Origin of the sequence: Clavibacter lycopersici (assembly GCF_003576405.1) — a bacterium.
GTDB lineage: Bacteria > Actinomycetota > Actinomycetes > Actinomycetales > Microbacteriaceae > Clavibacter > Clavibacter lycopersici.
Window position 1 is genome coordinate 1 of the sequence record NZ_QWGT01000097.1, and the last position, 9,575, is coordinate 9,575.

Annotated in this window: 9 protein-coding genes; all 9 read left to right on the forward strand. The window is 71.9% G+C overall.

Going from position 1 to position 9,575, the window contains the following annotated elements:
- Window positions 1-374 (forward strand): fructosamine kinase family protein (locus DZG00_RS08180; protein WP_199689803.1); only part of this gene is annotated, 374 nt, incomplete at its 5' end.
- 100 nt (window positions 375-474) lie between these two features.
- The gene (locus DZG00_RS08185; RefSeq protein ID WP_119455520.1) at window positions 475-2,070 is read left to right on the forward strand and encodes an alpha,alpha-trehalose-phosphate synthase (UDP-forming); all 1,596 of its coding nucleotides are present in this window, start codon (window positions 475-477) and stop codon (window positions 2,068-2,070) included.
- A 5-nt stretch (window positions 2,071-2,075) separates the two neighbouring features.
- A complete protein-coding gene (gene otsB, locus DZG00_RS08190) occupies window positions 2,076-2,903 on the forward strand; it encodes a trehalose-phosphatase (RefSeq protein WP_119381919.1) in 828 nt (275 codons plus the stop codon).
- A gap of 74 nt (window positions 2,904-2,977) precedes the next feature.
- A complete protein-coding gene (locus tag DZG00_RS08195) occupies window positions 2,978-5,983 on the forward strand; it encodes a Na+/H+ antiporter subunit A (RefSeq protein WP_119381918.1) in 3,006 nt (1,001 codons plus the stop codon).
- Window positions 5,980-6,540 carry a Na(+)/H(+) antiporter subunit C gene (locus DZG00_RS08200; RefSeq protein ID WP_119381917.1) on the forward strand — a complete coding sequence of 187 codons (561 nt, stop codon included), beginning with the start codon at window positions 5,980-5,982 and terminating at the stop codon, window positions 6,538-6,540. Before DZG00_RS08195 ends, DZG00_RS08200 begins: the two co-directional genes overlap by 4 nt.
- Window positions 6,537-8,129 (forward strand): Na+/H+ antiporter subunit D, encoded by a 1,593-nt coding sequence (locus DZG00_RS08205; RefSeq protein WP_119381916.1) that lies wholly within the window; start codon window positions 6,537-6,539, stop codon window positions 8,127-8,129. The genes DZG00_RS08200 and DZG00_RS08205 overlap by 4 nt, the downstream gene beginning before the upstream one ends.
- A complete protein-coding gene (locus tag DZG00_RS08210; protein WP_119381915.1) occupies window positions 8,126-8,800 on the forward strand; it encodes a Na+/H+ antiporter subunit E in 675 nt (224 codons plus the stop codon). Before DZG00_RS08205 ends, DZG00_RS08210 begins: the two co-directional genes overlap by 4 nt.
- Window positions 8,797-9,072 carry an MrpF/PhaF family protein gene (locus tag DZG00_RS08215; protein ID WP_119381914.1) on the forward strand — a complete coding sequence of 92 codons (276 nt, stop codon included), beginning with the start codon at window positions 8,797-8,799 and terminating at the stop codon, window positions 9,070-9,072. Before DZG00_RS08210 ends, DZG00_RS08215 begins: the two co-directional genes overlap by 4 nt.
- Window positions 9,069-9,575 (forward strand): monovalent cation/H(+) antiporter subunit G (mnhG, locus tag DZG00_RS08220; protein ID WP_147359954.1); only part of this gene is annotated, 507 nt, incomplete at its 3' end. The genes DZG00_RS08215 and mnhG, both read left to right, overlap by 4 nt.

The window sequence follows — 9,575 nt, forward strand, 5'->3', positions numbered from 1 at the left end:
CCCAGGCGGCCGACGTGGAGCGCGCGTGCGCCCTCGCCGCCGACGGCCGGTTCGACGACGGGGCGCGGCCCGCGCGGATCCACGGCGACCTCTGGTCGGGCAACGTCCAGTGGACGGACGCCGGCGCCGTCCTCATCGACCCCGCCGCGCACGGCGGGCACCGCGAGACCGACCTTGCCATGCTCGCGCTCTTCGGCTGCCCGGGCCTCGACGACCTCCTCGGCGCGTACGCGGACACCGGATCCCTCACCTCCGGCTGGCGCGATCGCGTGAGCCTGCACCAGCTCCATCCGCTCGCCGTGCACGCCGCGTCGCACGGCCCGTCCTACGGCGACGCACTGCACGACGCGGCACGCGCCGTGCTCCGCCTGTGACGCGGGCGGACGCGCGACCCCCGGTCAGGGCGGGGTGGGGCTGGTAGCCTGGGCCCACCGAGCAGGTACCACAGAGCTCTGCGCAACCGAGACGGGAACCGTGACTCCGCCACCCTCATCCACGCCCTCCGCGACCGAGCCGACGAACGCCGCCGCGGGCGACGGCACGGCCGTCGAGCCCGGCACGTACGACCTCGTCGTCGTGTCCAACCGCCTCCCCGTCGACCGCGTCGTCGCCGCCGACGGCTCCACCTCGTGGCGGCACTCGCCGGGCGGCCTGGTCACGGCGCTCGAGCCCGTCATGCGCGCCAACGAGGGCGCGTGGGTCGGCTGGCCGGGCATCGCCGACCACGACGTCGAGCCCTTCGTCGACGACGGCATCTCGATCATCCCCGTCACCCTCTCCGAGCAGGACCTCGCGGAGTACTACGAGGGCTTCTCCAACGACACCCTGTGGCCGCTGTACCACGACGTCATCGCGCAGCCGAGCTACCACCGCGAGTGGTGGGACACCTACGTCACGGTCAACCAGCGCTTCGCCGACGCGGCCGCGAAGGCCGCAGCGCCCGGCGCCACCGTGTGGGTGCAGGACTACCAGCTGCAGCTCGTGCCGAAGATGCTCCGCGAGCAGAGGCCGGACCTCACCATCGGGTTCTTCAACCACATCCCGTTCCCGCCCTACGGCATCTACTCGCAGCTGCCGTGGCGCACGCAGATCATCGAGGGCCTGCTCGGGGCGGACGTCATCGGCTTCCAGCGCGTCGCCGACGCCGGCAACTTCACGCGCGCGGTCCGGCGGCTCTTCGGCTACACGACCCGCGGATCCACCGTGGACGTGCCCGTGCGCGGCGGCGTCCCGCTCACCGTCCCCGGCACCAAGCCGTCGAAGCCCGTGCGCGAGCTCCGCACCCGCCAGGTCGTGGCCAAGCACTACCCGATCTCCATCGACGCGCGCAGCTACGAGGAGATGGCCAAGGACCCGGCCATCCTGGAGCGCGCGCGCCAGATCCGCGCCGACCTCGGCGACCCGAAGACGATCCTGCTGGGCGTCGACCGGCTCGACTACACGAAGGGCATCGGCCACCGCCTGAAGGCGTTCGGCGAGCTGCTCGCCGAGGGTCGCGTGTCGGTCGAGGACGCGACGCTCGTGCAGGTCGCGAGCCCCAGCCGCGAGCGCGTGGAGACGTACCGGCAGCTGCGGGACGAGATCGAGCTCACGGTCGGCCGCATCAACGGCGACTACGGCTCCATCAGCCACACCGCCATCAGCTACCTGCACCACGGGTACCCGAAGGAGGAGATGGTGGCGCTCTGCCTCGCGGCCGACGTCATGCTCGTCACCGCCCTCCGCGACGGGATGAACCTCGTCGCCAAGGAGTACGTGGCCACCAAGCACTCCGACGAGGGCGTGCTGGTGCTGAGCGAGTTCGCGGGCGCCGCGGACGAGCTGAAGGCGGCGCTCCTCGTGAACCCGCACGACATCGAGGGCCTCAAGGAGGCGATCCTCCGCGCCATCGACATGCCGAAGGCCGAGCAGCGCAAGCGCATGCGGTCGCTCCGCAAGCGCGTGTTCGAGAACGACGTCGCCGCCTGGTCGAGCTCGTTCCTCGCCGACCTCGGGCGCACGCACGCCGCCTCGATCCACGAGGGCCCCGACGAAGAGGTCGTCGAGCCGGCCCTCGACGAGGGCTGGTAGCGCGCGTGGCCGAGCTGACCACCGACATCCAGGCCACGGGCGGCCGCGGGTTCCCTGGCCGCCTGTTCGAGGCGCTCACGGAGCTCGCGCGCACGCCGCGCCTCCTGGTCGCCCTCGACTTCGACGGCACGCTCGCGCCCGAGGTCGACGATCCCGAGAAGGCGCGCGCGGTCCCGGAGGCGCGCGCCGCGGTGCTCGCGCTGCTGGCGCTCCCCGAGACGCGCGTCGCGCTCGTGTCGGGCCGCGCGCTGCGGAGCCTCGAGGCCGTGGCCGACCTGCCGGACGAGGTGCTGCTCGTGGGATCCCACGGCGTGGAGATCCGCCTCGACACCGACGACATCGAGCTGACCCTCGACGAGGGCGAGCTCGCCCAGCGCGGCGTGCTCTCCGACGTGCTCGGCCAGGTCGCCGACTCCCTCGACGAGGTGTGGATCGAGGAGAAGCCCGCGGGCTTCGCCCTCCACACGCGCCTCGCCACCGAGAGGCACAGCCGCATCGCGCACCTCGTAGCCACGCAGGAGGCGCACGCGGAGGTCGAGGGCCTCAAGGTGCGCTCGGGCAAGGACGTGCTGGAGTTCAGCGTCCGGCACGCCACCAAGGGCGAGGCCGTCGAGCACCTGCGCCGGTACGCCGACGCGACGGCCGTCTTCTACGCGGGCGACGACGTCACCGACGAGGACGCGTTCCAGGCGCTCCAGGCCGGCGACCTCGGGCTCAAGAGCGGCACGGGCGCCACGGCGGCGGACTTCCGCGTCGGCGGCCCGCACGACGTCGCGCGCGTGCTGCAGGTGCTCGCCGACCTGCGCGCCGAGCCCGCCGTGCAGCCGGACTGACGTGCACGCCCCGGTCTCTCAGGCAGGGCTCAGGTAGACTGGGGAAATAGCCGACTCGTGAGAGGAGACCGCACGTGATCGTCCTCCTCTCGGTGTTCCTGCTGGCCTCCGTCGCCGTCCCGCTGCTCGCCCGCGTGATGGGCGTCCGCGCCTTCCTCGTCGCCGCCCTCGTGCCGGCCGCCGCCTTCGCCTACACGGTCGCGCAGGCTCCGACGGTGCTGCCGGACGGCGAGGTCGTCGAGCGCGTCGAGTGGATCCCGTCGCTCGGCATCACGCTCGACATGCGGATGGACGCGCTGTCCTGGCTCCTCGCGCTCGTGGTCACGGGCGTCGGCGCCCTCGTGCTCCTGTACTGCGCGCGCTACTTCCGGAGCTCGGAGGAGGGGCTCGGCCGGTTCGCCGGTCTCCTCGTCGCCTTCGCCGGCGTCATGTACGGGCTCGTGCTCGCCGACGACGTGTTCGTGCTCTTCACGTTCTGGGAGGCCACGAGCGTCCTCTCCTACCTCCTCATCGGGCACTACACGGGCAAGAAGGCGAGCCGCGGCGCCGCGCTGCAGGCCCTCCTCGTCACGACGGCGGGCGGGCTCGCGATGCTCGTCGGCCTCGTGATCCTGTCGGTCACCGGCGGCACCACGAGCCTCGCCGCGCTGGTCGCCGACCCGCCCGGCGGCCCGCTGATCCCGATCGCGATCGTGCTGATCCTCCTCGGCGCGCTCTCGAAGTCGGCTCTCGTGCCCTTCCACTTCTGGCTGCCCGCCGCCATGGCCGCACCGACTCCCGTGAGCGCGTACCTGCACGCCGCCGCGATGGTCAAGGCCGGCATCTACCTGATCGCGCGCCTCGCGCCCGGCTACGCCGACGTCCCCGGCTGGCGCGTGCTGCTCGTCTCGCTCGGCGTCGCGACGATGCTCGTCGGCGGCTGGCGCGCGCTCAAGCAGATGGACCTGAAGCTCGTCCTCGCCTACGGCACGGTCAGCCAGCTCGGCTTCCTCACCGTCGTCGTCGGCTACGGCACCCGCGACGCGGCTCTCGCGGGCGTCGCGCTGCTCCTCGCGCACGCGCTGTTCAAGGCCACCCTGTTCCTCGTCGTCGGCGTCGTCGACCACCGGGCGGGCACGCGCGACCTCCGCAAGATCAGCGGCCTGGGCCGCAAGGCGCCGGTGCTCGCGGTGATCACGGCGCTCGCCCTCGCCTCGATGGCCGGTCTGCCGCCGTTCATCGGCTTCGTCGCGAAGGAGGCCGTGCTCTCGGCGCTCCTCCTCGACGCGGAGCTCGGCGGCGGGATCGGCTGGGTCGCGGTCATCGGTGTGTCGGTCGGATCCTGCCTGACGGTCGCGTACAGCGCGCGCTTCATGTGGGGCGCGTTCGCCCTCAAGCGCGGCGTGGACGAGGTCCAGCCCGTGCACGAGCACCTCGACTTCCTGATCCCGCCCGCCGTGCTCGCCGCCACCGGCCTCGTGCTCGGCTTCCTCGCGTCGTCCGTCGACGGCTGGATCGCCGGCTACGCGGACACGCTCCCGGCCGCGAGCGCCGGGGCCTCCGGGGAGCCCGACCACACGTACCACCTCGCGCTCTGGCACGGGCTGGAGCCCGCGCTGTTCATCTCGGCGGGCACGCTCGTCGTCGGCCTCGCCATGTTCCGGCTCCGCGACGGCGTCTTCGCGCTGCAGTCGCGCGTGCCGTCGTGGATCGACGCGGCCCGCATCTACTGGGCGTCGATGCGCCTCATCGACCGGGTCGCGGCGCGCACCACCGCCACCACGCAGCGCGGATCGCTGCCCTTCTACCTCGGCGTCATCCTGCTCGTGCTCATCGGCTCGGTCGGATCCGCGCTCGCGCTCAACCGCTCGTGGCCGACGACCGCCGTGCCGTTCGACCACCCGGCGCAGCCCGTCATCGGCATCGTCATGATCGTCGCCTCCATCGCGGCGGCCCGCGCGGGCAAGCGCTTCCAGGCCGTCGTGCTCGTCGGGGTTACCGGCTACGGCATGGCCGCGCTCTTCGCCCTGCACGGGGCCCCCGACCTCGCGCTCACGCAGGTGCTCATCGAGACGATCACGCTGGTCGCCTTCGTCCTCGTGCTCCGCCGGCTGCCCGTGCGGCTGGGGGAGCGGAACCGCTCGGTGCACCCGGTCTGGCGCGCGGGCATCGGCATCGCCGTCGCCGCGCTCATGTCCACCGTCGCGGTGGTGGCGCTCGGCGCCCGGGTCGCGGATCCCATCTCCCTCGAGTTCCCGCGCCTCGCCTACGAGCAGGGCCACGGCAGCAACGTCGTCAACGTGACCCTCGTCGACCTCCGCGGCTGGGACACCATGGGCGAGATCGCCGTCCTCATCGTCGCGGCGACCGGCGTCGCGAGCCTCATCTTCCTCAACCGCCGCACCGACTCGCTGCCCCGCCTGACCGCGCCGTCGCGCCGCAGCCTCATCGCGCGCCTGTCCGGCCGACGGGACCCGGGCCTGGGCGATGACCTCGAGATGGAGACCGGGGCGGAGGGACAGCGTTCCGACGCGCGCCTCGCCGTGAAGGACGTCGGCCGCAGCGAGCGGAGCCCCTGGCTGCTCGCCGGGCGCACGCTCGCGCCGCAGAACCGGTCGATCCTCCTCGAGGTCGTCGTCCGCCTCCTCTTCCACAGCCTCATCGTCGTGTCCGTGTACCTGCTCTTCTCCGGGCACAACCTCCCGGGCGGCGGATTCGCGGGCGGACTCCTCGCCGGCATGGCGCTCGTCGCGCGCTACCTCGCGGGCGGTCGCTACGAGCTGGGCGCCGCGGCGCCGGTGGACGCGGGACGCGTGCTCGGCACGGGACTCGTCTTCACGGTCGGCACGGCCGCCGTGCCCCTCCTCTTCGGCGCCGACGCGCTGACCTCCACGTGGATCGACACCGAGGTCCCCTTCCTCGGCCACGTCGAGTTCGTCTCGAGCACCTTCTTCGACGTGGGCGTCTACCTCGTCGTCGTGGGCCTCACGCTCGACGTCCTCCGCAGCCTCGGCGCGGAGGTCGACCGCCAGGAGGAGAGCGACCGGACGGTCGAGCAGGGAGCGGACGGCATGGAGACCGAGCAGGGGGTGAGCGTGTGAGCGTCTCCGTCACCCTCATCGTGATCATGGCCGCCATGTACGCGACGGGCATCTACCTCATGCTCGAGCGCAGCATGACGCGCGTGCTGCTCGGCTTCCTGCTGGTGGGCAACGCGACCAACATCCTGATCCTCATCATGAGCGGCCGCGTCGGCCTCGCGCCCATCTACGACCCCGGCGTGGATCCGTCCGAGTACGCCGACCCGCTGCCGCAGGCCCTCATCCTCACGGCCATCGTCATCACCTTCGGCGTCTCGGCCTTCCTCATGGCGCTCATCTACCGCTCCTGGCGGCTGGCGAACGCCGACGTGGTGACGGACGACGAGGACGACCTCGCCATGCGCGGCCCCCGCACGGGCCTCGGCGAGGAGCCCACCGTGCCCGACGACGACGACACCGAGTTCGGCACCAACGCCGAGGCCGCCATCGCGTCCGCCCGCAAGCTCCGCGACAACAGATCCGACCTGGAAGAGGCCATCGACGACTCCGCCGACGACGACGACCACCGCGACTTCCGCACGAAGCGCGCCGAGAAGGACGGGGGCGATGGACGATGACCGTATTCCAGGCCCTCGTGCCCCTCGTCGTGCTCGTGCCGCTGCTCGGCGCCGCGGCCGCCCTCGTCGCAGCCCGTCAGCGCCGCCTGCAGGTCGCCGTGTCGGTGCTCGCCCTCCTCATCGTCGTGGTCATCAGCGGCGTCCTCCTCGTCCTGGTGGACCAGCAGGGCGGCCAGTCCGTCCAGGTCGGCGGGTGGGCGGCGCCGTTCGGCATCGTGCTCGTGGTCGACCGGCTCTCGGCGCTCATGCTCGTGATCTCGTCGATCGTGCTGCTCGCGGTCCTCATGTTCTCCATCGGCCAGGGCCTCGAGGACGGCGACGGCGAGACCCCCGTCTCCATCTACAACCCGACCTACCTGATCCTCGCGGCCGGCGTCTTCAACGCGTTCGTCGCGGGCGACCTGTTCAACCTCTACGTCGGCTTCGAGATCCTGCTCGTGGCGAGCTACGTGCTGCTCACCCTGGGCGGCACCGAGGCCCGGATCCGCGCGGGCGTGACGTACATCGTGGTCAGCCTGGTGTCCTCCGTGCTGTTCCTCGCGTCCATCGCCATGATCTACGGCGCCCTCGGCACGGTGAACATCGCGCAGATCTCGGTGCGGCTGGCGGAGATACCGCCGGACGTGCAGCTGATCCTGCACGTCATGCTCCTCGTCGCCTTCGGGATCAAGGCGGCCGTGTTCCCGCTGTCGTTCTGGCTGCCGGACTCCTACCCGACGGCGCCCGCGCCCGTCACCGCGGTGTTCGCGGGCCTCCTCACCAAGGTCGGCGTGTACGCCATCCTCCGCACCGAGACCGTCATGTTCCCGACCGACCAGCTCTCGACCGCCCTCATGGTCGTGGCGGGGCTCACCATGGTGGTCGGCATCCTCGGCGCCGTGGCCCAGGCGGACATCAAGCGGCTGCTGTCCTTCACGCTCGTGAGCCACATCGGCTACATGATCTTCGGCATCGCGCTCAACACCGTGGCGGGGATGACCGCGACCATCTACTACGTGATCCACCACATCGTGGTGCAGACCACCCTGTTCCTCGCGTCCGGCCTCATCGAGCGCACGGGCGGCAGCACGTCGATCAACCGGCTGGGCGGGCTGCTAAAGGCGGCGCCGCTCATGGCGATCCTGTTCTTCATCCCCGCGCTCAACCTCGGCGGCATCCCGCCGTTCTCGGGGTTCATCGGCAAGGTCGCCCTGTTCGACTCCGGCGCGGAGGTCGGCGGCTGGCTGACGTACGTGATCATCGCGGCCGGCGCCGCCACGAGCCTCCTCACCCTGTACGCCCTCGCCCGCGTCTGGAACATGGCGTTCTGGCGCGACGCGGACGAGGTCGAGGACTACGAGTCGCCGCTGCTCGACCAGCTCTCCGAGCGCCCGGGCGGCGAGGGCGTGCAGACCGTCCGCAAGACCCCCGTGCTCATGACGGGCGCCACCATGGGCATGGTCGCCGTGAGCGTCGCGCTCACCGTGTTCGCGGGGCCCGTCTACGCGCTCGCGGAGCGCGCGGGCGAGAGCCTCACCGGCCCCGGATCCGGCGTCGGCTCGGGCGAGCAGGGCTACGTCGAGACGGCCTTCCCGGGAGGCGTCGAATGAGCCCCCACCGCGCGAGGGCGCGCGCGGAGCGCCTGTCGCTCCTCGTGCAGCTGCCGCTCCTCGTCTGGCTGGTGATCCTCTGGCTGCTGCTCTGGGGGCACGTCACCGTGATCTCGGTGCTCTCGGGCATCGTGCTGGCGCTCCTCGTGACGCGGGTGTTCTACCTGCCGCCCGTCGAGCTGTCGGGGCGCTTCGACATCCGCTGGGCGTTCATCCTGCTCGGGCACTTCGCGGCGGACCTCGTCCGCGCGTCGTTCCAGGTCGCGGTGCTCGCCTTCGACTGGCGCCGCGTGCCCACCAACTCCGTCATCGCCGTCCACCTGCACACGCGGAGCGACTTCGTCATGACGCTCACGGCCGAGGTCGTCTCGCTCGTGCCCGGGTCCATCGTGGTGGAGGCCGACCGCGAGCGGTCCATCCTCTACCTGCACGCGCTCGGCACCGAGACGCGTGAGGACGTCGAGCACGTGCGCACGCGCACCCTCCAGGTCGAGAGCCGGATCGTGTACACGCTCGGCACCCCGGACGATGTCTGGCGCGTCAACCGCGAGCGGCGCGAGTCCGGCCGCGAGCCGCTGCTGCAGACCCGCACGCAGCGCGAGCACGAGCTGGTGCGCGACCGCGACCTCGAGGCGGGGCTCATCACCACCACGGGGGAGGAGCTCCCATGAGCGTCGTCATGCAGGTCGGCTGGGTCGTCGTCGGCGCCCTGTTCTTCTCCACCGCCGCGATGGCGCTCGTGCGCATCGTGCGCGGCCCGAGCATCCTCGACCGGATCATCGCGTCCGATGTGCTGCTCACCACCCTCATCTGCGTGCTCGGCGCCGAGATGATCTACAACGGGCACACGCGCACGGTGCCCGTGATGCTCGTGCTCGCCATGACCGCGTTCCTCGCGACGGTCGCCGTCGCCCGCTACGTCTCGAAGCAGGACCCGTCGTGAACGACATCCTCGTCTCCGGCCCGCTGGCCGACGCCCTCGACGTCGTGAGCCTCGTGCTCCTCATCCTGGGCGGCGTCCTCTCCGTCGCGGCGGGCGTCGGCCTCCTGCGCTTCCCGGACCCGCTCGCCCGCATGCACGCGGCGACCAAGCCGCAGATCCTCGGCGTGATCCTCGTCCTGCTCGCGCTCGCCCTCCAGTCGCAGAGCCTCAGCACGGCAGCGATGCTCGTGCCCGTCCTCCTCTTCCAGATGCTCACGGCGCCGATCTCCGCGCACATGGTCGGTCGCGCCGGATACCGCCTGCGCCACTTCCTCCGCGAGGACCTCCTCGTCGACGAGCTGGAGGAGGCGATCGACCGCGCCCACGACGAGCTGCGCGCGGCCGAGGAGGTGGACGCGTCGACGCTCCCCGTGGGATCCGCCGAGAACATCGCCGCCGAGGAGGCCGGCCACGTCGCGGGCGGCGCCGGGCCGCGCGACGCGGAGGCGCCCGTGGCCGCGCCG